This is a genomic window from Pseudomonas sp. ICMP 3272 (assembly GCF_001466905.1).
In the GTDB taxonomy this organism is placed as follows: Bacteria; Pseudomonadota; Gammaproteobacteria; order Pseudomonadales; family Pseudomonadaceae; genus Aquipseudomonas; species Aquipseudomonas amygdali.
Map to the genome: position 1 here is coordinate 18,178 of NZ_LKEK01000052.1, position 25,411 is coordinate 43,588.

General features: G+C 55.8%; 21 protein-coding genes and 2 pseudogenes. 7 read left to right on the forward strand and 16 right to left on the reverse strand.

What is annotated here, in order from left to right; translation table 11 throughout:
* Positions 1–384 precede the first annotated feature (384 nt).
* From AO068_RS13130 to AO068_RS13140, 3 genes and pseudogenes are all read right to left on the reverse strand, one after another.
* Positions 385–843 (reverse strand): annotated as a pseudogene (locus AO068_RS13130) (helix-turn-helix domain-containing protein); the annotation flags it as partial.
* A gap of 89 nt (positions 844–932) precedes the next feature.
* Positions 933–1,535, reverse strand: a complete 603-nt coding sequence (locus tag AO068_RS13135) for a LysE family translocator (protein WP_080394910.1) — start codon at positions 1,533–1,535, stop codon at positions 933–935.
* 258 nt (positions 1,536–1,793) lie between these two features.
* Positions 1,794–2,969 (reverse strand): efflux RND transporter periplasmic adaptor subunit, encoded by a 1,176-nt coding sequence (locus AO068_RS13140; RefSeq protein WP_161936587.1) that lies wholly within the window; start codon positions 2,967–2,969, stop codon positions 1,794–1,796.
* 569 nt (positions 2,970–3,538) lie between these two features.
* Here AO068_RS13140 and AO068_RS13145 point away from each other — a divergent pair.
* Positions 3,539–4,351 (forward strand): helix-turn-helix transcriptional regulator, encoded by an 813-nt coding sequence (locus tag AO068_RS13145; RefSeq protein WP_080394911.1) that lies wholly within the window; start codon positions 3,539–3,541, stop codon positions 4,349–4,351.
* A 1,023-nt stretch (positions 4,352–5,374) separates the two neighbouring features.
* Positions 5,375–6,229, forward strand: coding sequence for a helix-turn-helix domain-containing protein (locus AO068_RS13150; protein WP_058408585.1), 855 nt, complete (start codon positions 5,375–5,377; stop codon positions 6,227–6,229).
* A gap of 558 nt (positions 6,230–6,787) precedes the next feature.
* Here AO068_RS13150 and AO068_RS13155 read toward each other — a convergent pair.
* The 3 genes from AO068_RS13155 to AO068_RS13165 form a co-directional block, all read right to left on the reverse strand.
* Complete coding sequence (locus AO068_RS13155) at positions 6,788–7,810, reverse strand: zinc-dependent alcohol dehydrogenase family protein (RefSeq protein WP_058408586.1); 1,023 nt, start codon at positions 7,808–7,810, stop codon at positions 6,788–6,790.
* A 280-nt stretch (positions 7,811–8,090) separates the two neighbouring features.
* Positions 8,091–8,939, reverse strand: coding sequence for an SDR family NAD(P)-dependent oxidoreductase (locus tag AO068_RS13160; RefSeq protein WP_058401364.1), 849 nt, complete (start codon positions 8,937–8,939; stop codon positions 8,091–8,093).
* Positions 8,936–10,306 carry a flavin-containing monooxygenase gene (locus tag AO068_RS13165; RefSeq protein ID WP_404944468.1) on the reverse strand — a complete coding sequence of 457 codons (1,371 nt, stop codon included), beginning with the start codon at positions 10,304–10,306 and terminating at the stop codon, positions 8,936–8,938. Before AO068_RS13165 ends, AO068_RS13160 begins: the two co-directional genes overlap by 4 nt.
* Positions 10,307–10,570: 264 nt before the next feature.
* Between AO068_RS13165 and AO068_RS13170 the strand changes: the two genes are divergently transcribed.
* From AO068_RS13170 to AO068_RS13180, 3 genes are all read left to right on the forward strand, one after another.
* Complete coding sequence (locus AO068_RS13170) at positions 10,571–11,638, forward strand: AraC family transcriptional regulator (RefSeq protein ID WP_058408588.1); 1,068 nt, start codon at positions 10,571–10,573, stop codon at positions 11,636–11,638.
* A 148-nt stretch (positions 11,639–11,786) separates the two neighbouring features.
* Positions 11,787–12,860 carry an NAD-dependent epimerase/dehydratase family protein gene (locus AO068_RS13175; RefSeq protein ID WP_058408589.1) on the forward strand — a complete coding sequence of 358 codons (1,074 nt, stop codon included), beginning with the start codon at positions 11,787–11,789 and terminating at the stop codon, positions 12,858–12,860.
* Positions 12,861–12,949: 89 nt separating this feature from the next.
* Positions 12,950–13,843: a LysR substrate-binding domain-containing protein gene (locus tag AO068_RS13180; RefSeq protein ID WP_058408590.1), complete on the forward strand. Its 894-nt coding sequence runs from the start codon at positions 12,950–12,952 to the stop codon at positions 13,841–13,843.
* Here AO068_RS13180 and AO068_RS13185 read toward each other — a convergent pair.
* The 4 genes from AO068_RS13185 to AO068_RS13200 are packed head-to-tail and all read right to left on the reverse strand — an operon-like array spanning position 13,816 to position 17,842.
* Positions 13,816–15,042, reverse strand: coding sequence for an aminotransferase class III-fold pyridoxal phosphate-dependent enzyme (locus tag AO068_RS13185; protein WP_058408591.1), 1,227 nt, complete (start codon positions 15,040–15,042; stop codon positions 13,816–13,818). The genes AO068_RS13180 and AO068_RS13185 overlap by 28 nt on opposite strands.
* A gap of 25 nt (positions 15,043–15,067) precedes the next feature.
* The gene (locus AO068_RS13190; protein WP_058408592.1) at positions 15,068–16,354 is read right to left on the reverse strand and encodes a TRAP transporter large permease; all 1,287 of its coding nucleotides are present in this window, start codon (positions 16,352–16,354) and stop codon (positions 15,068–15,070) included.
* The gene (locus AO068_RS13195; protein WP_057411674.1) at positions 16,351–16,845 is read right to left on the reverse strand and encodes a TRAP transporter small permease; all 495 of its coding nucleotides are present in this window, start codon (positions 16,843–16,845) and stop codon (positions 16,351–16,353) included. Before AO068_RS13195 ends, AO068_RS13190 begins: the two co-directional genes overlap by 4 nt.
* Positions 16,846–16,849: 4 nt before the next feature.
* Positions 16,850–17,842, reverse strand: coding sequence for a TRAP transporter substrate-binding protein (locus tag AO068_RS13200; RefSeq protein ID WP_058408612.1), 993 nt, complete (start codon positions 17,840–17,842; stop codon positions 16,850–16,852).
* A gap of 373 nt (positions 17,843–18,215) precedes the next feature.
* Here AO068_RS13200 and AO068_RS13205 point away from each other — a divergent pair, with 373 nt between their 5' ends.
* Positions 18,216–19,334, forward strand: a complete 1,119-nt coding sequence (locus AO068_RS13205) for a metallophosphoesterase (RefSeq protein ID WP_058408593.1) — start codon at positions 18,216–18,218, stop codon at positions 19,332–19,334.
* 45 nt (positions 19,335–19,379) lie between these two features.
* Here the strand turns inward: AO068_RS13205 and AO068_RS13210 are convergent, their stop codons facing one another.
* The 3 genes and pseudogenes from AO068_RS13210 to AO068_RS29725 all read right to left on the reverse strand — a co-directional run.
* On the reverse strand, positions 19,380–20,981 hold the full coding sequence (locus AO068_RS13210; RefSeq protein ID WP_058408594.1) for a putative bifunctional diguanylate cyclase/phosphodiesterase: 1,602 nt from the start codon (positions 20,979–20,981) through the stop codon (positions 19,380–19,382).
* A gap of 154 nt (positions 20,982–21,135) precedes the next feature.
* On the reverse strand, positions 21,136–21,645 hold the full coding sequence (locus AO068_RS29720; RefSeq protein WP_227447886.1) for a methyl-accepting chemotaxis protein: 510 nt from the start codon (positions 21,643–21,645) through the stop codon (positions 21,136–21,138).
* A gap of 30 nt (positions 21,646–21,675) precedes the next feature.
* Positions 21,676–22,497 (reverse strand): annotated as a pseudogene (locus AO068_RS29725) (PAS domain-containing protein); the annotation flags it as partial.
* Positions 22,498–22,749: 252 nt separating this feature from the next.
* Between AO068_RS29725 and AO068_RS13220 the strand changes: the two are divergent.
* Positions 22,750–23,196 carry an NUDIX hydrolase gene (locus AO068_RS13220; protein WP_080394913.1) on the forward strand — a complete coding sequence of 149 codons (447 nt, stop codon included), beginning with the start codon at positions 22,750–22,752 and terminating at the stop codon, positions 23,194–23,196.
* Positions 23,197–23,200: 4 nt separating this feature from the next.
* Here AO068_RS13220 and AO068_RS13225 read toward each other — a convergent pair whose 3' ends face one another.
* From AO068_RS13225 to AO068_RS13235, 3 genes are read right to left on the reverse strand one after another with little or no spacing between them, the layout of a single operon-like run.
* Positions 23,201–23,839, reverse strand: a complete 639-nt coding sequence (locus tag AO068_RS13225; RefSeq protein ID WP_080394916.1) for an RraA family protein — start codon at positions 23,837–23,839, stop codon at positions 23,201–23,203.
* On the reverse strand, positions 23,836–24,615 hold the full coding sequence (locus AO068_RS13230) for an IucA/IucC family C-terminal-domain containing protein (protein WP_058408597.1): 780 nt from the start codon (positions 24,613–24,615) through the stop codon (positions 23,836–23,838). The genes AO068_RS13225 and AO068_RS13230 overlap by 4 nt, the downstream gene beginning before the upstream one ends.
* Positions 24,612–25,403, reverse strand: a complete 792-nt coding sequence (locus AO068_RS13235) for an ABC transporter ATP-binding protein (protein ID WP_058401350.1) — start codon at positions 25,401–25,403, stop codon at positions 24,612–24,614. The genes AO068_RS13230 and AO068_RS13235 overlap by 4 nt, the downstream gene beginning before the upstream one ends.
* Between the last annotated feature and the right edge of the window lie 8 nt (positions 25,404–25,411).

A 25,411-nucleotide genomic window follows, 5' to 3' on the forward strand; every position in this document is an offset into this window, starting at 1 on the left:
AAGATGGGCACATTCGAATCTGGAGCACATGTACGCCTTCGCTCGAGCGGCAAAATCATGGTGGTCAAGCACGAATCAACGGTCACTCCTCCCCCGGATACTCTGCTCGTGATGTGTGAGTACCGAGCCAAAAATCGCCTGGTGCAGGGCTTTTATTCGGCCCGGGATCTGATTCCCGCGCGCCGGGAACCGATGCACAATCATGGCTGACAGCAGCCCCGACCTGCGTTGGGGTTATGTGCCAATAGGTGCGACCGGCTTATGAAATACCAAAAGTGATCGTGCCCGCGATAGCGATATGACAGCCATCAATCAGGGCGTCTGGCATATCGCGTCGCGAGCGAGCGTCCTGCCCAGCATTTACGACGCAATAGCGTCTCAGGATTTATCTTTCAAGTCCGGATCGTCGGGCAACTCAATAGCGCATGTCAGGTGCGGCTTTATGCCGTTTGCGGCCCAGATGCGTTGAACGCTGGCCGGTGATATGCCAGCGACTCGTGCCATGCTTCGACAGCTCCAGCGAGCCTGATCGGTACGTGGCTTGGTGACTTGCTCAAGGGTCAGTCTCAGCGCTTCAGCCGGCAGGGACGGCTTGCGCCCTCTTCCGGGCAGATCCATCAGACCTTGCAGCCGCAGCTCTTGAAAACGCTTGCACCAGCGCGTGACCGAAACAACGGAGAGACCGGTCAACCAGGCAATCTCGTTACGAGACAGCTTTTGAGCCGCCAGCAAAATCACTAGCGCCCGGCGAGATTCGCGTTGACTGACAGTGGCTGAAGCATTTACGCGCCGACTCAGTTCTCTTTCCTCATCGTCGCTAAGCACGATGTCCTGAGAGTTCATATGACTGCTCCACGCACTGACTGAACACAAACAGACCGTCAGTGTTAGATATGTATTTAAAGTACGGCCTGCGAACGCGTATTGGCAGGTCAGGTGAATAGCGCTGTTGAAGCCACGTTATACAACGCAATAATCGCGAACAGCCCAATCACTAATGACACTAATCTATTGACTCGATTGCTCGACATCAGCGTTGGCAGGCTTCGGCCACACAGAGCGCCCAGTCCGACCCACGCTATGCCCACAGGCAGAACGACCAACGAAAATACCGTCATGAATGAAACATAACTTTCGAACTGCAAGAAGGTGCCGGCGGGCGCTATGAACGTCGCAAAAAAAAGCCCTTTCGGATTGTTTAGTGTTGCCAGAAATAATGCCGATATCGAGATCACAGCGGGCTTTCCGTCTGTGTCCTGATGCGTTGAAAACCATAGTTTCAGAGAAATGTAAAACAGAAAAGCCACTGCCAGGATCTTGGTCATTATCACCACCCACCCATAATTCGCGAGTGCGTCAATGGACATACCCCAGGCGGTAATCTGAATCAGATAGGCCGTCCATTCGGCAGCAATCAACTTCAGTGAATACATACCAAGGCCGCGATTAACCCCGGACTGGAGCAGCAGCGAATTGGTCGGTCCCGGCACCAGCAGCAGCGTGAGCATTGCAATTGCGACGTAATACATGGTCATCACCAACACTCCAGAATAGATGTATTTTTCAACCCCTTTATTTCCCAAAAAAAGGAAAACTACTGGTGTGCAGTGCCAGCACCCAGGTGTTCAGGGAAGTTCTAAAGCAAGCATCGACGTTTACGGCCCTCACGACGTGAGGAAAAACGCTCCGCCCAATGAGTCAAGCCAGTCTTAGTCGTGTTCCATTATTGCGTTAACGTCGAATGAAAGGCCTTCAGGACGTTTTTTGTTGCCCGGCACGTCATTGCCATACCGTCACACACCTTGACCGCCCCCAGCCTCCCCAATGACAACCCTGTCTCCAACTTTCAACCCCGAAAGTACTTCAACCCTTACCTGATTATTGATCCCTGACTCTATTTGCTGTGTCCTGACTTCGTTATCCTCGCCCAATACCCGTACGCTGTAAGTCCCGTCTTCCCGACGTTCGCCCAGCGCGCCAACAGGAATCGTCAATACTCCGGTCTTCGCTTCGAGCACTATCCTGACGTTGGCGGTCATGTTGATGTAGAACCGGCCCTGGGGGTTGGGTACGTCGAATAGAGCGTTGTAGAACACGGCCTTTTTGTTTTCGCCTGATCCGCCGGACGAGCTCGCAGCGTCCAGAGGGCCAGGCTCCATGGCGCTCAGGGTGCTGGTATAGCGTGTGTCCGGATCGCCCGGGATGGTGAAGTAAGCCGCAAGCCCGGGCTTGATCTTGACCACGTCGGCTTCGGAAACCTGCGCCTTTACGGTCATTGTGTCGAGTTGCGCCATCTTCAGAATGACCGGTGCGATCTGGTCTGCGATGACCGTCTGGCCCTCCTGGGTGACAATAGCGAGGATCTGACCATCCATGGGTGCCAGGATTCGTGTGTATTCGAGCTTGATACGGGAGGCGTCTTCGTTGATGCGGGCCTTTTGTAACTGCGCGGAGAGCGACGTCAGGTTGGCGCGCTCGTTCTCGAGCTCAAATCGGGCGTTGTCCTGATCCGCTTTAGAAACGGCCATCGTTGAACCCAGCTCTCGATATCTGCGGTAATTCGATTCTGCCAGCGTCAATTTATGAACGGTCGCGTCCCGCTCTGCAGTGAGTTGCTCGACCTTCACAGCGGCCTGTCGCAAAGCGTTTTTTGCTGGCAGCGGGTCGATTACTGCCAATAGCTGATTTTTCCGGGCCTTGTCACCTGGCGCGACTTTCAGTGACTGCAATTGCCCGGAAACCTGAGCCCCTACGTCCACCTGATTACGGCCCTGCAGCACGCCTTGTGCCAATACGGCGTGTTCGATATCCGTTATTTCCGCTGCGGCGGATAGAAAAACAGGCTCTTCTTCACCGCTAACGCCCTTATAGAAGGCATAGCCAGCCAGCGAGAACGCCAGATCAATCAATACGATCCTTAAAAGGATTTTGCGGAAATTCAATTTCCTGAAAAATCCGAAAATCCTCACTGTATTTCCCGCTCAACAGGAATTATTGATCTCGTCTGGATCAACTGTTCAACACCGAAATAAAGGGCGTACATGAGAATCTCCCCGCGCCACCGCGACTGTTTCGTGCAGCAGCAAACGTCCCTGCAGTCACGTGCTTATGGAAACATCAGGTCGTACGTCCGTCTGTCCCCGCATTCAGGGACATTATTTCGGAGACCACACACAAGTGGGATGTCTCAATTTAAACGTCACTATTTGGCGGCCATATTCGCCTGATTTTCCTGTAGCAGCCATGGCATTTAGAGCATCTTTATTCTGAGACGAAACATCCTATTGCCACTACCGGCCTTGGCAGGCGTTACAGAACCGTGTCGAAAATAGAGCATCTGCCTGTATCGAGCCATTTGTCCCCCCTTTCCCCTACAGACTAGGAATAGTCGCTATGTGTAAATTCTTTAACGCGCTAGTAGTATTGTCCTACAATCTTACATTATGCTAGATGTCAGGCATCGAGAGGGCTGAGCAGTATGTGAGATGAGGTTGCTTTTGGTTTAACTGGAGACTAACGCCATGGGGGCAAATGTGTAATGAAAGCCAATTTACGAATGACGGGTGACCAGTCAGCGTATTTTCTGGAATTGGGAAAACTGATCTCGAGCGTAGGCGATGCAAGATTTGCTTCGAATATGTATCAGATCATCGCGGCCACCGTACCGATCGATTTCCTGGACCTGAGTGAATGGACGATTGACGAGAATGAAGGCAGCATCATCAGCATTCAGCCCCTTGGGCGAGAGTACGCTGAGCAGAAGCCGGTGAATCTGACGGTTTCGCAGGACCACGACATGCTGCTCGCTCGAATGGTCAATGTGGACGACTTCCTGCTCATTCATCTGAAGCCACCCTTTAGTAGTTGCACTGGACCGGCCAGCTCTGGTTCGGCGGGTACCTACCATTGCAGTCTGGTGTCGCGCAAGTCGAACAGACGCTGCGTCATCTCCTTGCACCGCCAACATCACCAACGTGACTTTTCGCTGCACGAATTATCGTTTTTAAAGAATTTTTCAGAGGCCCTGCTGCCACTGTTGGAGCGGCACGCTCAGACCACCCGAACATTGTGCACTGCGCATGCTGACAACGATGCGGTCACCCAGGGCGGGCAGCAGCTTCAGCGCGAGTTCAACGAAAAGCTCAGCCATTCCGAGGTCAGATTGTCACTCCGTGAAAAGGAAATCTGCCTTGGCATACTTGCCGGGGCGACTGTTCCGGAGCTGGCCGACAAGCTTCACGTCAAAAACAGCTCCATCGAGACCTATCTGAAGCGTGCTGCGGCCAAGCTTGGTGTGAAAGGACGACACGGGTTGGTCAAGTGGATGACAGGCGTCGCCCAAATGGCCTGAGTTTTGGCGGATGAGCTTAAAGGTACGCGGTATGACGCATCTCGTGCCAGGTGCTCTGGCGGTATCAACCATGATGGCCAAATGATGGCAGAAGCACGTTGCCGGGGTGGCTTGCAAAGTGGCATCACGTTGCCGGACGCTCCGCGTTCACCTTCCCCGCAGAAAGCCGTCTCCTGCCCAATCGTCTCGCGCAGCCAGTCAATCGGCTAAACCGAGTGAGGCTACGGTTCCGCGAGAAAGAATTAACAAATGATCTGCAGGAAAACCGGCAGACATAAAATAAAAACAAGCGTGCTCTGAAAAATGTCTTTTACTCTGCGCAGCCCATTTGCACTAACGTACCAGATAACGCCTCATTCGCCTGTCTGTTTAAAATCGCCTGGCCCACTACTTTTCTTTTCATTGAGTTTTTTTTATTATAATCTAGACGTGAATTTTGAACCCTGCAGGCTTTCGCCGGTCTTAGGTCATCGGCCAACTTTTTTCGACTTATCTGTGATTAGTATGATTGCCTTAATATAAACACAGTGTTGCACTCCCCCGTACCACCAGCGACCTGTTTTGATACGCTGACAACATGGATATTGATAGGAGTGGACCATCATGCCTATGCCATCGAATGTCTTTGCTACGTTGCTACAGGCCCTGCAGAGGCCCGTCGTGCGCGGTGTATCTTCCTATACAGCTGCCATTACCCAGAGTGATTCGTATTTACCTGCTCTTCCACGGCAATGCCAAGTTCAATAAAAATCGATAAAAAGATCGTTCTAATAAGGTGTATTGATCATGGCAAGTGTTCTCGTTTTCCGTAACACGATTGACTTTTTATTACGGCATGCTCTTCGGCGTCGTTCGCTATGGCTTCAGATTCAGCCTCTGTTCAGTAAGCGTGAACATTATATTAAGGTCTACATACAACCTGTTTGACTGCAGTCTTCGAAAAGACAATGCACTCCTGAACTCATCTGCTGAATCAAGGCTGCGCCTTGGCGTGTCTCTTTTTAAACGGAAAAAGGAATACCGATGAACATGCAACAGCTCTTCCCGCATCTTGGCAAAGTGATCTCCGGTATCGGAAGCCGCCACTTCGCCCGCCTGCTCCATGAGATGATCACGGCCTCGCTCCCCGTGGATGCTACCCATGTCATTCAAGGGCTTACTCGGTCTACGAGCGAAGCGGCCGGCGCTCCCCCCATTGGTGCATTTGGTGGAAATTTGCACCAGGTGCTCAACCAAGGTATCGATAGCAGGCGCCTTGAGCCTGTTCTGCTGAGCCCCACAGAGCTGGCAGATACACGGGTCGATAAATCCATCAGGTTTGAATCGCCGGCCTACAATGCGCAAAAAAATCCAGGTCACCTTCAGGCTCATGCTTCTCGCCCCCAGGTACACCTCGCGTACCCGGGCAAGGGGCAATATGTACTGTCGGTTTATCGAGCCCCCTCTGCCAAGGCATTCACCAGTCAGGAGCGTGCTCAGCTCAAGGACTTATCCTGGGTCGTTTTGCCGATCGTGAAGCAACACATTGCAACCGTGACCCCTACCCTTGTTTCGACAACACCCTCATCTGCCATGAACAGCTTGAAAAACAATGATGCCATGGAAGGCCTGCGCCAGCGTTTCCTCAGTCGCCTTGAGGCATCGGAACTTAGCCTGTCTTCCCGCGAAACCGAAGTCTGCGTAGGGCTGCTGGCGGGTCTCACTGTGCCTCAACTGGCGGACAGGCTTGATCTGAAAGTCAGCACAGTGGAAAGCTACTTCAAGCGCGCAGCGATAAAAATGAGCATCGGTGGTCGTAGTGCACTGCTTCGATGGCTGCATGCCGCACACCGGGTGCAGCGTCCCGTCGCTGTCGAGATGCTTCAGAAGGCGGTCTGAGCGGAGGAGGTTTTTTATTGTTGCATCACTTTCAAAGATTCTCCCATCATGCAGCGGTGCGATCTGTCGACCGGTTGATCCACGCCTCGATTCGCTACCGCTGCGCCATCCGGCATTCGCCAACTATCATCACCGCACCGCTCGACGTATAAAAGTCGAGGGCAAGAACCTCAAATTTATCGTCGCCAATGCTGGACGCGGCTGCTGATCCCGCCCGACACGACACCTTTCGCCGCCTTTGGGCTTGGGTATGCGTCTGCATAGGTCCCTCATCTTCAAGTCATTCGCGAAACCGTTGCCGATTACGTTTGCAGGCGCGCCCATTCCTTGCGCGCATAAAAAAACCCGCCGAAGCGGGTTGTTTTTTCCATCAATACCATTCCAACATCCTGTCGGTAGCCATCCCGGCAATGGTGATCATCCGTGACCTGTGAAGCGCTTCCTGCGCTTGCAGTTGATGGGTGTAGATTGCTCCTTCGCAGTGGCGCCGTACAGAGTGGATCCACTCCAGCTCGTGTAAGCCTTTCGCCATTCTCCGGATGATCCTGTGCTCTGCCCTCAGTCGCGCTCAAACTCGATCAACACCTTCCCTATATGCTTTGCCGCAGCAAAATAAGCATAGGCCTGGGGTGCATCAGCAAATTTGAACGTCCTGGCAACGACGGTTTCAACCCCATTTGCCTCGATTGCGCGTATGAGGTCGGTAAACATCGCGCGGCTACCATTGGCAATGCCCCTGATGGTTACATTTTTCAGGATGAGGGACAGGTAATCGGGAATCGGAGAGTGCTGCCCTGGAGTCACACCAATGACCGCGATACGTCCGTTGACGGCAGCGGCAGCGATGGATTGCCCCAGGGTGTCCTGGCCTCCGGTTTCGAGGATGATGTCCGCACCGGTGTTATTGGTGAGCGCCATGACTTGCGCTGCCCAGTCAGGGTGTGTTCGATAATTGATAGTAATTTCCGCGCCCAGCTGGCGGGCGATGTCCAGTTTTTCGTCACTTGATGAGGTGATTGCCACGCGCGCGCCGTGGAGCCTGGCAAGCTTCAAAGCGGCCAGCGCCACCCCGCCGGTTCCCAGACAAAGGACCAGCTCGCCCGGTTTGACCTTGCACACTTCCATCAGCGCGTTCCAGGCTGTCAGGCCCGCAGATGCCAGCGCGGCAACATCCTGGTCAGCCAGCGAGTCCGGCACGCGAATCAACGCTGCGGCGGGTAATACGACTTTTTCCGCCAGCCAGCCGTCGTGGGTTACACCGACGTCATGGGCAAACACGTCGATTCTGAATGTGCCTTCCAGCCAGTCCGGGAAGTGACCGCAGATAACCCGGTCACCCACTTTGACCTGACTGACGCCCTCGCCTACAGCGATGACCTCGCCCACACCTTCGGAAACCGGAATGCGCTCTGGCTCCTGTCTGGCACCGTAAACGCCATGAAGGATCTGGACATCACGACTGATGAGACTCACCAGACGAGGCGCCACAATGGCTTGCCCCGGTCCGGCAACCGGCTCGGGTCGAGTGGTCGCGGTCAGGGCGTCAAGGCCTTGTTGAGATCCGATCTGAAAAGCTTTCATTAAAATAATCCTTGTATCGTCGGCGCGAAGGGCTGCACATATCACGCCTCGAAAAATACAGTTGTAGCCTGCTCAGAGCTGTGCAGTTACAACCTGACGCCCACACGATACCTGCTTATGGCCGAGCAGCAAGTTCCGCACTGGCATCAGCGCGCCACTTTTCAATGATCTCCACGCAACCGTCCGTCCGGTTCGATCAACTGTCATCGCCCCTGGACGAACGATGTCCGCAAGCCCTTAGCCCTGAAACGCTCTGTATTGTCCGCAGCACAGACGACTGCTATTTCAAACGCCAAACCCCCTCCACCCGGTGCGCCAGGCCACGCTCGCCGAGCGACTCGATGTACTTCTTCATGCCTTTCTCTCCGCGCTTTTGCAGCAATCGGGTGGTGCGCGGCAACAGGTTGGGGAACAGCATAGCCAGACTGGATGCCAAGGATTCGCTCGGTTTCGGTGTCCGTTCCAGGCACGGTTTGTCGAGCATGAGTAACACCTGACGTGCGACGTCGTCCGGCGATTGTGGCGGTGCAATGAACTGTAAAGCGTTGCCGCCTTCGATCGCTTCCTTGCGCAGCATTTGGGTGTCTGTCGCGGTTGGCAGGATGGAACCGACCTTGATGCCCTTTTCGGCCAGATCCAGTCCGATCGAGAGCATTGCGCCGCGCAGTCCGAACTTGCTGGCGCAGTAGATCGGTGATTCGGGCGTGGGAAATACGCCCCCCAGTGAAACAGTGGATATGATCCGAGCGTCGCTCGATCGCTTGAGCAACGGAATGGCCAGACGAGTCAGGATCAGCGGTGCGACGAGATTGATGTTGAGCTCTCGACTGATGCTTTCCACCGAGCGTGTATCAAACGCTTCGACTACTGCAATGGCGGCATTGTTGATCAACACGTCAAGTCGGCCAAACTCTGACTCTATGTAGGTCATCAAGCCTGCCAGGCTTTCTTGGTCGGTCAGATCAACTACATAGGGAAAAGCATCTTCGCCGAGGTTTTCAGCCAGCATGCGCAGCTGCTTTTCGTCGATGTCCGCCAGTATCAGTTGCATGCCCCTGCGGATCAGCTGGGCGCAGATCGCCTGGCCAATGCCGCCGGCCGCGCCGGTAATCAGAACCACCGTTTTCATAAGCACGTCTCCTGAATGGCGACCTTCTGTTGCATTGGCGCAGCAATATAGCCAGCGCCTTTACGCAGGCTTTTGTAATAACCCTCTTCGACCGCAGGCCAGCCCTGGCTGTGAAACAGCTTGCGCAGGTATTTCTTGAGCGCATGCGCCTCCAGGTACACCTCGTGGCGTTGGGATTTGACGAACTTGATTCCCCCGGAAAGATCCGGGTCGTCGGTAGCGATCAACTGATCGAAATGACTGGCCTGGTTTTTTTGATGCAATTGGTCACGCAAGTAACAAGCGACAGCATGCGCCTCGCTATCAAACAGCTTATAGGCGCTCGAGTTGGTCTCGACGTACCCGATGCCGAACAGGTTGTGATGCTCACGACTGAAAATAGACAGGTACAACCGGGGCCGACCGCCCTGCCACTCGAAATATTTCGCGGCATAGGGGCAGCTCCATTTATACCCGGTGGCATAGAGCACCAGATCGAGCGGCTCACGCGTGCCGTCTTTGAACACCACGTGCTGACCCTCGTAGTGGGACACGTCCGGCTTTACCTGAATATCGCCGTGCTGCAGGTAGTGCAGCAACTGGGTATTGAGCAACGGGTGGCTTTCAAAGAGCTTGTGGTCCGGCCTGGGCAAGCCAAAGCGCCGGGTATCACCATTGATGACCCGCAAAATCGTCTGGAAAACCGGGCGCGCCAGCCACATTGGCAGTTGCGGTCCCTTTTCACCGAATTCATCAACCGGCATTCCGAACAGATGTTTGGGAATGAGGTGGTAGCCGCGACGCATGCTGATAAAGGCTTTATCGGCATGTTTGGCCGCATCGCAGGCAATATCGGCACCGGAGTTGCCCGCGCCGATGACCATCACCCGCTTGCCCTTGAATTCGTCGGGGTTCTTGTACGTTACCGAGTGCCGAACGGTGCCTTCAAACTGGCCTTTCACTTCGGGCATGTTCGGGTCCCAGTTACAGCCTGTGGCACACACCACCGCGCGATAGCGGCGTCGTTCACCGTTGGCCAGCGTGACTAGCCAGCGCCCATTCTGTTCTTTTTCTACGTCTTTGACCGCAGTGTTGAAACGGATCCTGTCGTACAGATCGAACGCCATCGCAAAAGAGCGAACGTACTCGAAAATCTGTCGATTGCTCGGATAATCGGGAAAGTGCGCGGGCATGGGATAGTCGATAAACCCTGACTGATCGCGAGAGGAGATAAAGTGCGCCGATTGGTACATCGGGGTTCCGGGATTATTGATATCCCATACGCCTCCCACTTCGCTGTGTCGCTCGAACTGCTCGTAATCGAGGCCTTGGCGCTTGAGCGCCCTCGCCATGCACAGCCCGCCAGGGCCGCTTCCGATAATGCACACCGCGTCGGCGCAATCGTGGATCTTGTTGTTGTCGTGGCTCACTTTGTATTCCTCGGGTTCAACAGCGAGAACCCTAAGTTAGCCAAGGAGACACGGAGCATGCAGGGGGCCAATGGACGTAAAAGGGGGTGGTAACGGACTTGTTCGGCTGCCTGATCGGGTCGATGATTAATTTAACGATTCGAGGGGTGTTTTGGCTGCTTTTTCAGGCATGCTGTGATTCGATAAAACAATAAAACCTGTTTGTAAAAGGTCCGGATCAACATGAAACTCATTGCTGACCCACTGTTCTCTGAAGCCTCGGCTCCGCCGCAGGTATCGCGCATGCTCCTGCAATATGCGACCGAACGTGGCGTCGATGCCGAGTGGCTATGCCGTGGCCTGGGTTTTGCCCCTGATGACCTGAAAAAGCCCGGCTATCTTCTGTCGCATCGGCAAAGCAACCTGCTGGTACGCCGGACAATCACGGTGCTGGGTGATGACGGCTTGGGTCTGTCGGTCGGCGAGCGCCAGACAGCAGTGTCATGGGGCATTGTCGGACTGGGTATGCAGGCCAGTCCCACGCTGGGTGACGCGCTGGATCTGGCTCTCCGTTATCAGAAACATGCCGGTGCCCTGCTTCGCCATAGAATGGAGCTTCATGAAGGTCGCTGCCTGACCTACATGGTGCCGCAGTTCTTTGACCCTGACGTGATCAGCTTTTATCTGGAAGAGGCATTCGCCAGCGCGATGGCCATCGCCCGACATCTGACTGGGCATCATGAGATGCTCCCCAGCCGCATCGAGCTTGAGTATCCAGAGCCTGCGCACCGGCAACGATACAGCGAAATATTCCGCTGCCCGGTGGTATTTGCCGGTGCTCACAACCTGATCGAATTCGATGCCCGGTGGCTGGACATTCCATTGTTGACGCGCGATGACTTCGTGGCTGCAGAAGTGGCAGAGTTGCTGGACAGTGCAAACTGGGAAGATAAAGGCACGTCAGATCTTGTCGAAACCGTTCAACGGGAAATACGCAAGCGTCTCTGCGCTCCGCCGTCACTCAATGACCTTGCGCAACAGCTCAATATCGGCGAACGCACCTTAAGGCGTCGTCTTGACGAGGCGGGCCAATCCTATCAGGGCGTTATCGACTCGCTACGCAGGGCCAGGGCATTGTCACTCCTGAGCCACCGTGAAACGAAATTGATCGACGTTGCGACTGAAACCGGCTTCAGCGATATTCGTGATTTCCGTCGAGCGTTCAAACGCTGGACCGGGGTAACGCCCCGCGAGGCCAGATACGAAATTCAACAATTTCGAAAAGACATCCAGCGCCTGTCAACTTCCTGAGTTTTCATGTACTCGCTAGAACATACATGATCATCGAACGTCCGCTGCCGCCCCCTTTTGTGTCCGCTCAACCCCTGATCGTTCTGTGACCGGTTGTTTATCGTAGCTCTCTGCTCTCCATAAATAATCAAACAAGAGATGGGCCGCGATGACAGAACGAGTGCTTGTTACCGGGGGTGGCGGTTTTGTGGGCTGCCACTTGATTCAGCAACTGCTTGCCAGCGGCAATATCGTCAATACCACCGTGCGCAACCTCACCAACAGGGCAAAAGTGCTTCCTCTGCTGACGTTGCAAAAGCAATATCCAGGCAAACTTTACTTATTCGAGGCTGACCTTCTTGTAGATGGCGCGTTTGATGCGCCCATGCACGACTGTACGGTTGTCCATCATGTGGCGTCGCCCTTTCTGTTGCCTGAAAAAATAAAGGACGGCCGCCGGGAAATGCTCGATCCTGCACTGCAGGGCACCCGGAACGTTCTGAGCAGTGTCGATAAAACGCCCAGTGTCCTTCGTGTGGTCATGACCTCCACCGTCGGGGCAATCTTTGGCGATTACATTGACGTTCTGCACATGAAGAACAAGACCCTGACCGAGGACTATTTCAATACCAGCAGCACGCTTGAAACCAACCCCTATCACTACGCCAAGGTAGAGGCCGAGAAAGAAGCATGGCGGATCTGCGAGAAGCAGACGCGCTGGAGTCTGGTCACTATCAATCCGGGCATGATTCTCGGTCCTTCTCTTACACCTGCCTCGGACTCCGGAAGCCTGTTTCTTCTGGATGAAATGTTCCGCGGTTACTTCTTCTATGGCATGCCCGACCTGAGTCTGACTACCGTGGACGTCAGGGATGTAGCGGCAGCCCATATCATCGCAGCAAACAAGGCTGACGCTCAGGGTCGCTATATCCTTGCTGAACAACATATGATTTCTTTCGTGGAAATAGCTGGCATTGTGCGCCGCTTACATCGACGCCCCTGGTTATTGCCGCGCTACCGCATTCCCAACGCTATTGTCAGGTTGATTGGTCCATTCTTCGGGCTCACTCAGGATTATCTGAGCAAGCACCTCGGCATTCGCTTTGTGGTGGATAACCAGCGCAGCCTGAATGATCTGGGCATCAAATATAGATCCATCACGGAAACGCTGACAGATCATTACCGTTGCTGGGATATGCAGCGTCAGCTCAACAGCCAGGCGAATGAAAAGCTTCGGTCGTGACTTTCAAGTTGCTGTACTTCTCGTAACGGCACTTAACGGAATGGAACGTGCATAGACCTCGCTTACCAGGTTTTACCCGAGGTCTCCCCATGCGCCATCTCGATACCGATTGCCTTGCTGCTTTTGTTGCTGTCATCGATTGCGGCGGGTTCACCACTGCCGGTGAGCGTATCGGCAAGACCCAGGCAGCTGTCAGCCTTATGCTGGGCCGGCTGGAGGCCCGGGTCGGGCGCAAGCTGTTGGAGCGATCTCGCCGTGGCGTTACGCTGACGGAGCACGGTGAACGGCTGATCGGCTACGCCAGGCGTATCCAGATGCTCGAAGACGAGGCGCTTGCCGCACTCGATTGCGGGCAGGAAGCCACTCGCGTTCGTATAGGCATGCCGGATGACTATCTTGAGTCGCTGGGCTGCGAGCTCATGCAGGCGTTCACCCTGCGCCATCCGCATCTGCAGGTAGAAATCATCTGTGATTTTTCTTCTCGCCTGGAGTCCATGATTACCGAAGGTAGCATCGACCTGGCGATCATCACCCGCTCCGGTACCAAGGTGCAGGGTGAGTTACTTAGGTGCGAACCGATGTTGTGGTGCGCAGCGCCGGGGCATTTTCCCGAGCAGCAGAAGGTTTTGCCGTTGTCGTTATTTACCGAAAGCTGCCGGGCGCGTCCGCAGATCATTGAGGCGCTGGATCTGTTGGGTACGCCCTGGCGGGTGGTCAGTTCTTCATCTCATCTACCGGGCGTCATGCATTCGGTTCGGCTAGGCAACTCGGTGACGGTATTGCCCGCTTCAGTTGTTCCATCTGGCTGGCGCATCCTGAAATCCGAGCAGTTGCCCCGGCTGCCGAGCATCGAACTGGAGCTGCTGGTGCCCGAACATGCCCTGTTGAATACCCGCCGCCTGGCGCATTTCGTCCGTGATTGCTTTCAGGCCGAAAGCCGTTCTGAAAGCGAGTCTCAAAGCGAGGCGATTGCAGCTTTGTAGCCTTCAAGCACCGCTTGCAGCGCTTTTTCCTGATGCGCAAAGGTCAGGTAAGTTCGGCCAAAGGCAAACGGCATGCTCATGACCCGTTCGCGGCGCAGCGCCTTGTGCAGCGCGAGCGTCCACGCGCTGTCAGCCACGTGCGCCGCATCAGCGTAGGTTCTGGGTGGCGTCGCCGAGGGCCATAACGTGAACACTGACCCGTAACCCGTACTGCTCACGGCCATGCCTTTGCTGGCAAAGGCCGCGACCAGTTGGGCGCGCAGCTGGTCACCGCGTGTCAGCAGTGCGGCATAGTTGGCGGTCGCCAGTTGCTTGAGGGTTGCCAGTACTGCAGCGCACGCTGGCGGCGCTCCGCTGTAGGTGCCGGCGCGTACGATTTTTCCCTGCTCGAAAAGCCCCATGTATTCGGGTTTGCCAACCAGCGCGGCGACCGGAATACCACTGCCGATTGCCTTGCCGACCGTGGCCAGATCAGGCTCGGCACCCAGCAGCGTGCCGGTCAGCCCTGGACACAGGCGCAACCCCATCAACACTTCATCCAGGATAACCAGTGCGCCATTACGGTGAGCCAGATCGCTGAGGTGCTTTAAATAGCCCGGCGCAGGCTCAATGCAGCCCGCGTTGGCCAACACGGGTTCCACCACCAGGGCCGCGATGTCGCTGTAATCGCGAAACAGTTGTTCGGCATCCTCAAAATCGTTGTAGCGCAACAGCAGCATGCCATCACGTTCAGGCCGGGTTGTGCCGCTCATCAAGGCCGAGGCCTGCCCCGCATTGCCAAAGGCTACCGAGTCGTACCAGCCATCATAGCCGGCAGCGAACTTTACAATGCGCTGGCGACCCGTCGCCACGCGCGCGGTGCGGCAGGCCAGGTGCACGGCTTCGCTGCCAGTGTTGAGGAATATCACCTGGCTGAGATCGCCGGTGAATGTCGCCAATGCGGCAGCAGCCGCCTCCTCGTCCGAGTGGGCAAAGGAAGGCATCGGGCCGTTGAGCATTGCTGCACTGGCCGCGGCCATGACCTCCATCTGAGCATGGCCCAGCATGGTTGCACCAAAACCCATTGCGGTATCCACGTAGCGCACACCCTTGCTGTCCCACAGCCATGGCCCATTGGAGCGTGCGACATTGAAAGCCTGGCCGTCGATTTCGGGCAAAGCGCGGCCGCCGCTGGAAATTCCACCGATCAAATGTTTCATCTTTATTCTCAGGAAATAGGAGGTATCAATAGCCCATGACGCGGGGCAACCATTGGGTCAAATTCGGGAAAAACACCAGCAAGGCGATAGCGAACGCCGTGGCGATCCAGAACGGTATCAATCGTCGTGATACGGCCCCGATATCAATACGTCCTACGTTGCACACCACAAAGATGTTGGTGCCGATAGGCGGAGTGAACAGCCCCCAGCCCAGGGTCATGGTGAAGATCAGACCGATCTGATAGGGCTCGAAACCTGCCGCCTTGGCAACAGGGACCAGAATGGGCGCGAGGATGATCATCGCCGGGCCCAGGTCCAGCCAGAAACCGACGACCTTGAGCACCAGAATCACCAGCAATATGGTGATCAGCGGTCCGGTATGCAGGCCGACGATCCAGGTCGCCACGGTATGGGGCACCAGTTCGAAGGTCAGGATCCAGCCAAACGGCATGGCCACGGCCATGATGATCATTACCGAGCCGGTGGTGGTCACCGCTTCGGTCACGGCCGGGAACAGATCGCGCCAGCCCAGTTGTCGATAGACAATGGTGCCGACGAACAGCGCATAGAGTACCGACAACGACGCCGCTTCGGTGGCCGTGGCAAAGCCGGTCACTATCGCCCCGAGCACCATGAACGGCATCAGCAATGCCGGCAGCGCACCACCGGTGTCACGCAGGAACAGGCCCCAGTCCATCTTGCCTTCGGCTTTTGGAAAGCCCTCGCGAACCCCGACTATGTAGGCGGTCATCATGAAGACTGCGGCGAGCATCAGGCCAGGGATCACGCCGGCCATGAACAGACCACCGATGGACGTATTGGTCAGCACGCCGAACATGATCAGGATGACGCTCGGCGGTACGATAATGCCCAGCGTTCCGGAAGCTGCGGTAACAGCGGCGGCGAATGCACGTGGGTAGCCGCGTGCTTCCATCACTGGAATCATGACCTTGGCAACGGTACCGGTATCGGCTGTGGCTGATCCGGTCAGACCGCCATAGACGAACGCAGTGGCCACGTTCACCAGCCCCAGTCCGCCGCGCAAACGCCCGAAACAGTGCTCCGCAACGCGCATGATGCGCAGCGTCAGGCCTCCACGGTTCATCAACTCTCCGGCCAGCAGAAACAATGGAATAGAGGCCAGGGTGGATGAGTCCGCACCGCGCAACGTTTGCTGGGCGAGCCAGGCCAGCGGCATGTGCAGATCACCCCACAGCAGGGCCGCAATACTGCCACCGGCCATCGCCCAGACAACTGGCAAGCCCGCCATCAGCAAACAGAAAAACGCCAGAAAAAGGATCAGCACGGTCATGGGCGTACTCCGTTGCGAATCAGGCGTGTCAGACGAACCACAGCCAGTAGCGCAAGCATCGCGGCGGCGCTGATCAGCGCCAGTGAACTCAGCCCGGCGGGCCAGCGCAGCACCGGGGTCGGCATCCAGCCAGTGCGTGAAATGAACGCCACACCGCTGCTCAGCAGCCACGCGCTGATCCCCAGCAGGGCCAGGCTGGCAAAGGCATCCAGCGCCTTTTGCAGAGTGACTGGCAGCATGCTCACCAGCCCCTGGAATCGCACGTTCTCGTGCCTGATTTCAGCGATCACGGCACCAATGAACGTCACCCAGATAAAACCGATGGTGGCGATCTCGAACGACCATTCGAAGCCATGCAGATTCAGGTAACGCGAGAGGACGCCCGCCAGAATGGACAGAAAGGTCACGGCGAACATCAGCGAGCCGAATACAGCAAGGCAGCGTTCAGCCAGGCTGCTGGGCGGTTGGTCGGGATGCGGGCTGATAGACATGGCGTCACTCGCCTTGCGCGTCGTGCCGCAGCTGGCTGACGAAGTCTTCGCCCCAGACCTTGCCGAACTGGGCATACACCGGGTTGCTCAACTCGCGGAATGGACGCGGGTTGACGTCATTGAACTTCACGCCTTTGCCCTGCATTTCCTGCTGAATCTTGCTGTACACCGCTTCCAGCTGCGAGCGATACCAGGCTGTGGTGTCTACCACGGCCTTGTCGAGAGCAGCCCGATCAGTTGCGCTCAGGCTTTCATACTTGTCCTTGTTGATGAACCAGAAGTTAGCCGACCACACGTAGTTCGAGAGCGAGACATATTTGGCGACCTCATACCACTTCTGGTCGTAAAAATCGCGCAGCTCGGGCTCGACACCGTCCACTACACCCGATTGCAGCGAGGTATAAACCTCGCCAAACGGAATCGACTGCCCCAGTCCGCCCAGTTGCTTGATGGTTGCCAGAATGACGGGGTTAGGCGGCGTACGTATTTTCAGGCCACTGAGGTCTGCGGGCTGAATTATCGGGTGTTTGCTGTTGGCGAACTGGCGAAAGCCAGAGTCCAGCGCCGAGAGCATGACGAAGCCATGGTCCTGGCCCATGCTGAGGAATTTCTTGCCGGCTGCGCTATCGAGGTAGGCATGCACGGCGACCGAATCTTCGAACAGAAATGGCAGCGACAGCGCATTCAGGCGTGGATCAATGCCGTCAGTCGAGCCGCCCAGGCCAATGTCGATGGCTCCTGCGCCGACCGAATCGACAATAGGCGCTTCGTCACCCAATTGCCCGTCGGGATAGACCTGTACGTTCAATTCGCCCTTGGTCTCAGCGCTGACCTCGGCAGCAAAACGTGTCATCGCCTGATTGATCAGGCTGCTGGAGCTTGAGGCGTGGGCTAAACGTAACGTCTGGCCCGCCATTGCGGCATTTGCACCGATCAGCAAAGCCAGCCCGGTCAAGGCTCCGAGAACAGCGTTTAGACGAGATGGGAATCTGAGCATGGCGGCGAACCCTACGTTGAATAGCGTTGCAGCCATTAACCATGAGTGCGGACCGTAGCGTCAATTGAGAGATGGCTTTTTGCGATTAGGATGCTTAATGCATCTATACATTTATTTATGGATGCCACTTCCTGCCATTCCAACGTTCTCAGTCAATGCGCCAGGCCCTGAAAATCCGCGTCATGAGGGGATCATCGCGAGCAAAGCCGGGCCCGCAGCCGAAAGCGCCCCAACCACGTTTCCAGTATCGGGTGTTGCTTCATCCGCTTATGAATCAAGTGAGGAAAACCCCAGTCAACTGACTCGGAACCCATCGGTCGACGCCTCGAGAGGCGAGCCGTTACTATCGGCGGATGACTAAAGGAGCGCTTTGATGTTTCACGTTATGTTCAGCCTGCCCTGCCTGTACGTTATCGCCAGGTTCTTGTGGCCAATGCCGTGGGCGCTATCAACCAGAATTGCCGTTGCTCTGCTGCTTGTTCTAGCCTCGCAATATCACCTGTATTGCCGGTTTTCCTCCGGAAGCGTGTTCTCGCCGGAATTTCCACGCGACCTTGTGATGCTGTTCAACTGGGCGTTTGGCGCGATCCTGTTGCTTGCGGTGTTGCAAATCATCGTCGATATCGGAACGTTGCTGACGATGTTGCTGCGCCGAAAAATACTGACCATTCCGGCCAATCTGCGCTACGTCATCGGTGTGGCGGCCCTGGTGCTGGCGGCAATCGGCGTGCAGCAGGCCGTGCGCGTGCCACCTGTGAAAGATATCCAGATCGCGATCAAAAACCTGCCTGTGCAATTCGAGGGCTACAAGGTATTGCAGCTGACTGACATGCATATCAGTCGCCTGTTTGACGCGCCGTGGACACAGGCGGTGGTGCAGCAGTCGAATGCGCTGGGAGTGGATCTGATCGTCATCACCGGCGACCTGATCGATGGCTCGCTCAGCGACCGAAAGCAGGATGTCGAGGCTTTACGCGATTTACGGGCACCGGACGGCGTGTATGTCATACCCGGTAATCATGAGTACTTTTTCGACAACCAGACGTGGATGCAGCACTTTGTCTCGCTGGGGATGGTGCCACTCGCCAACAGCCACACCCTGATCGAGCGCGACGGCGCACGGATCGCTTTGGCCGGGGTCACCGATGTGACCGCACCAAAGACCGGCTTCCCCGCGCCAGACGTTGAAAAAGCCATAGCAGGCATCGCAAAAGACACCCCGATCATCCTGCTCGACCATCAACCCAGAAACGCGCGAGAAACTGCGGCTAAAGGCGTTGCTGTACAACTTTCCGGCCATACCCATGGCGGAATGATCTTCGGTCTTCACCGCCTGCTGGCCCTGGCCAACGGGGGATTTGTGTCGGGACTTTATGATGTCGGCGGGATGCAGCTGTACGTCAACAACGGCACCGCACTCTGGCCCGGATTTGCCATTCGTCTTGGCCAGCCTTCGGAGTTGACCCGGATTACGCTTCGGCGGGCGATGTAGCTTGCCATTAGTGGGGCGCCATATCCCGTGCGCCCAACGTTCGCGCTACCCGGCAATGGCTCGCGCCCTTACCGGCCCGTCGGGCTCGGCCATTGCCAGCAACGCTGTCACCTGGGCCAAAGGCAAGGGCCGTCCGAACAAGTAACCTTGAGCAAAATCGCACTCATGGGAGGCTAACCAGTCTGCCAGCCCCTCTTGCTCGACTCCCTCGGCGGTGATTTTCATGCGCAGACTTTTACCCAGAGCGAGGATGGCCTTGACCATCTCATTCTGGTTCTCAAGAGTCGTATCAAAGAACGATCTATCGATTTTTATCTTGTCGATGGCCAGTTTGGTCAAATGATAAAGCCCTGAATAGCCCGTACCGAAATCGTCCAGCGCTACGCTCACACCCATAGCGCGCAAACGCTCCAGGTTCAGGCGTGCACTGTCGACATTGGCCACAAGGGCATTTTCCGTCACTTCCACTTCCAGCCGGCTCAGTGGAAATTTACCTTCGCTGGCCACGCGCGCCAACCAGTCGGGAAAATCGACACTTTCGATCATCAATGAAGTGACGTTGATGGCCAGCGTAAAATCGCTCGGCCAGTCACGCGCCTGATCGAAGGCCTGAAGCAGGAGACTTTCAGTGAGCTGCTTGATTAGCCCCAGCTGTTCTGCCACGGGTATGAAGTCAAGCGGCATGATAATTCCGCGCTCGGGGTGCAGCCATCGCGCCAATAGTTCGAACCCTGCGAGGCGTTGCTCCGGAAGATTGACAATAGGCTGATAGAACGGCTGGATTTTTTTTTCCTCAATAGCCTGTCTCAATTCCTGCGCGAACAACTCCTGTTGGCGTTGTTCGCGCTCGAAACTGACTTCATAAAAGTTAAACGTGGCGCGGCCGCCGTTCTTGCCTCTGTACATGGCGCTGTCGGCATGCTGCAGCAGGATGTCGGCATCCGAACCGTCCAACGGCGCAATTGCAATGCCCAGGGTCGCACTAAGCGCTAAACGCGGAAAATTCGCACTGGACTCTGCGATTTTAGCCAACACACTTTCAGCCAGCGTTGCCAGTTCAACCTGACTGAAGTCACCACTGACCGCCAGACCGAACTCGTCCCCGCCGAGTCGAGCTACGGAAGCCTGCCACCCTATTGTCGCGTCTCGCAGACTTTCCGCAACGGCGCAAATCGCCGCGTCTCCCACTGCATGCCCGTGGGTGTCGTTGATCAGCTTGAATTTATCCAGATCGATCAGGAAAACGGCGGTTTGCGAAGATGGCTGCTCCAGGCGCGCAACCAGCTGCTCGTGAAACACGCGCCGATTGAGCAGGCCAGACAAAGGATCGTGACGGGCCAGAGAGTCGCTGAGCGCCTGCGACTTCAGCAAGTCGTTGTAGCTGTCTTGCAAGCGTTGCATCAGGCGCTTCAAAAGAATGAACGGTACGACCATCGACAGCAACGCAAACCCGGTCGACGTCAATACAAAACGCCAACGCTCGGCATCTTCGAAGTCTTGATCATACGGCAAGTTCATGGCGTACATAGCGAAGGACTCAAGCTTGAATTCCCACGCCATGGCCAACAAAAAAATAGAAAACAGGTAAAGCCACAACAGGGTGTAAAGGTATTTACGAACCATGTGCGGACTGCGAATGAATGACATGAACGCTACGCTCGAATGACGGCAGGTGTACGACTGCAGGCAGTTCAGCGGTCGCCAGACTTCACGCTTACCGGCATTCGCTAAGCCCTATTGCCCCTTGCCAGGATGATGACCGGGAACACTACCGGGCTCGATAGTGTTCCGCCGTTTGCAACTAACTCGAGCGCTGATCGACAAACCGACTGACGGCTCGAACTACGGTGTTGGCGCCTTGCTGGATTTCCTGCATGACACGATCTGCATCGTTAGCCAGCACCAGCGCCTCGGAAGCCTGCTCGGTACTACGCACAATCACGCCCACGGCATCTGAAGCAAGGCTCTGATTGGTCTTCACGACGTTTACGATTTCTTCTGCCGCTTTGGTCGTGCGGGAGGCCAACTGGCGTACCTCGTCGGCCACCACCGCGAACCCCCTGCCCTGTTCGCCCGCCCTCGCGGCTTCAATAGCTGCGTTCAACGCAAGCAGGTTGGTTTGTTCGGCGATTCCACTGATGGTTTTTATGATCGTTCCAATGACCTGACTTTGAGAGTCCAGTGCCTCGATGCCCCGCGTGGCCTCTTCCATCGAAATTGTCAGTTGGCCCAGCATCTGCAGGGTGTCCTTGATGACTTTTCGGCCTTGCTGTGCACTGCCGTCGGTATCGATAGATGTTTGATAGGCCATCTCCGACGCTTCAGCGACAGCTTTCTCACGCTCAACCTGTTCAGTAATCACCGTCGCAAACTTGGCGATTTTATAGAGCTTGCCATTGGCGTCGGTAATCGGGTTATAGGACGCTTCCAGCCATACATCACGACCGGACTTGTCGACGCGCCGGAAACGGTCAACGATAAATTCACCCCGACGCAGCCTTTCCCAAAACAGCGTATAGGCGTCGGAGGCAGACTCTTCAGGCAAACAAAACATTTTGTGATGTTTTCCCTTTATCTGATGTAACTCGTAACCCATTGCTTTCAGAAAGTTGTCATTGGCTGTAATGACTATTCCATCGAGGGTGAAGTCAATAACAGCGGTGGACCGTTGCAGCGCGTTCACGAGGGCTTCGTTCTCGCGAGAGGCTTCAATGGTGCGCGTCAAAACGCTTGAGTACAGCGTGATCTGCTCCACGCCGCCGGTTTCGTTCTTAAAGGGAACGACCACGGTTCTCAACCACACCATGGCCCCTGTTTTGCTGACCAGGCGCAAGGTGCCGCTGAAATGTTTGCCGTCCCGAATAGCCGCCAGGGCGCGCTTCTGGTGAACATCACCGCTCAGTTCTGGCGGGCTCAGTTCAGAAAGACTGCGCCCGGCAATCTCGGCTTGTGCATAGCTCAGCTCTGTCTCGAACAAGGCATTGACTGACTGCACTTTGCCCGCCCCGTCCAGAACGGCGGCAACTGTCTCCAGATTCAGAATTTGCCCTGCCTGTTCAAGCATGGCGAGGCGGCGCTCCAATGCCTTGTTGGTTTTTTTCAACTGAGAGTTAAACATTGCGGCTATCCGGGACAGTTTGGGCTTGCCACCTTCATCGGTCATAGAAGCGAAATCTTTAGCGCCCCGCCAACTAAACGCCGGAAAAACCTGGTATACATTCTGAAGTCTTATTTGGGATCCAAGTTGCCTTTTTGGTCGTACGATAACGGTTAATGCATAACGATTAATTACAAGTTCGCATGAAATGAAGCTGTAAGCTGGTTGTCAATCAGCTATTCACCTGAATAATAGCTGAACAACACGCTGATGGCGTCTGTGTATAGTCATGCAGAAGGCTGGAAAGGAGATTTATTCATGTCAGAACCGCGCATTCGTGCCCTCGCTCTTTGCGTCTTTCACCACCAGGGAAAAATACTGGTCAACGAATTTCACGACGTCGTTGCAAAGCAAACGCTTTTTCGCCCTCTTGGCGGAGGCATTGAATTTGGCGAACGGAGTATCGATGCCGTGGTCCGGGAAGTGTATGAAGAACTGGGCTTTTCGATCAGCAACGTTCGGTTGATTGGCACGTTGGAGAGCATTTTTACCTACGCGGGCAAGCGAGGGCACGAGATCGTGCAGGTCTACGATGCAAGATTTGACGACGCAGAAATCTATAAGAAGCCCTGGCTGGACGGCCTTGAAAGCGACGGGGCAACTTTCAAGGCCGCGTGGCATTCTGGCTCCAGTTTTACCCGTGAATCTACGCTTGTACCTGAAGGGCTGTATGATCTACTCAAGAATGCGTCTCTGCTGGATTAATGTGCTAACCGGCAGCAGGTGCTTTATACCTGTCCAGTCGTCGCAAAAACTCCTCCCGTTTCTCATGGTCCGCTTGTTCCTTGGCCAGCAACCCAGGCAACAACTCACTCGCCTGCTGCGCACTCAGGATGAACACTCCGTCGTCATCGCCAATGGCAATGTCTCCCGGATTAACAACAACCCCACCGATATTGATCGGCCCATTGAGTTCACCACGTTCCCCCAGGCTTCGCGTGGTCACAGCACTGATACCTCGGCTGAATATCGGCAGACGATGTTCGCGTAAGGCGGCGACGTCGGTAACCGCACCTGATATGACTACGCCGGCCAGGCCCTTGATGAGCGCGGCCAGGGTACGTAGCTCGCCCCAGCAGGCGCAATGATCGTCACCAACGCATTCAATGACCAGCACGTCGCCAGGCAGGCTGTTAAGCAATGCATCGCGCAGGATGCTGCCGTCGGGCATCTCTACTTTGACTGTAACCACGTTGCCGACCAGACGAGCGCCGTCGAACAGCGGTCTGATCCCTGGCAGATAACCACTGTCAGTCAGGTGGCCGATGGTGGAGGCGGCAATGCCCCGGTATTGCTCTATCACGGCGTCGCTGAGCTGTTGCTGGCGGTGTGCAATGTGCTTGTTCATCGACATTTTTTTGGCCTCAATAACGGGCAGGTCGAGCAATACTCGACGGGGTTGCTGGCGTCGTAATAGAAGCAGCAGGTGCGTCGAAAACGGATGCTTTTGCCCTCGGCTTCCAGCAAAACCGGTGGGCGGCGGAAGTGTTTCAGCGGGTTGTAGTTCAGGCCGAACAGTGCCGGGTCGGCCTGATTCAGCAGCCAGTCGAAATCCGCATCACAGCGCTGTCGAATCGCCGGGTCTTCAACCTTTTCCATGCGTTTGTCGTACAGCGAATAGACACGTACGGCGGTGTTTTCCCAAAGGATTCGCCGGGAAATGCCAGTGATACGGTTGAAGGTCTCCCACAGCGGCTGCAGCAGGTCGCGGAACAAGGTGCCGACAATCACCTCACGCCACACCTCGCGGGTGCCCTGTTCATAACCCACAGGTGTTAAGTCGTCCAAGGGCATTGAGGAGGTCCACAGGCCGTCATCGTGTGCGTATTCGATCACGCTATTGTCCAGCGACAGGATCAAGCCCTTGTCGTAGACCGACATGGCGTACAGGCAGGCACCGGTGCTCAGGAAGGAAAAGCGCTTGGCCAGCAGTGACGCGGTGATCGCCTGCGTCGGAGAGCCGATGACCGGCCCCAATGCTGCAAGCAATTGTTCGCACACGTTGTCGTCCAGCAAGGCACTGGCTGGCAACGAGCGGGTATCGCGGTCAACTGCGTGTTTAAGGCGCAACGCCCCGGACAGCAGTGCCCATTCGGGCTCGCTGAAAGCCTGTGCCAGGCTCATTGCGGCAGTTCCCGGCCAAAGGGAATGCACAGCGGCGTACCAAAGAACGGGTCGGCGATGATCCGGCAATTAAGGCCGAAGACCTGCTTGACCAGTGCTTCACTGAGGATGTCGGCCGGACGCCCCTGGGCGAAGGCGGTGCGCTCGTGGACGGCGACCATGTGATCGGCATAACGGCAAGCCAGGTTCAGATCATGCAGGACCATGACGATGGTCTTGCCTTCCTGGCGATTGAGGTCGCGTAACAAGTCCAGCACTTCAATCTGATGAGCCAGGTCGAGAAAGGTCGTCGGCTCATCCAGCAATACGATGTCGGTATCCTGGGCCAGCGTCATGGCGATCCACGCGCGCTGACGCTGGCCGCCTGACAGGGCATCAACGGGCCGCTCGGCCAGTTCCTGCATACCGGTCTGCGCCAGTGCCCGTTCGACCATGGCTTCATCCTGAACGGACCATTGCTGCATCCAGTTCTGATAGGGATAACGGCCCAGCGCCACCAGCTGACGTACGCTGATGCCCTCTGGCGCGCTTGGCATTTGCGGCAGAATCGCCAGTTCGCGCGCGACCGTAGCAGTGGATTTCTGGTGGATATCGGCACCGTTGAGCACCACAGTGCCCTGCTGCGGCTTGAGCAGACGCGCCAGGGATTTGAGCAAGGTGCTTTTGCCGCAACCGTTACTGCCGATCAGCACGGTCACCTGGCCCGCGGGCAACTGCAGATCAAGGCTGTCGATGATCACCTGCCGCTGGTAACTCAGGGTCAGGTCATGGGTTGCGATTGACGCCATCCGTAATT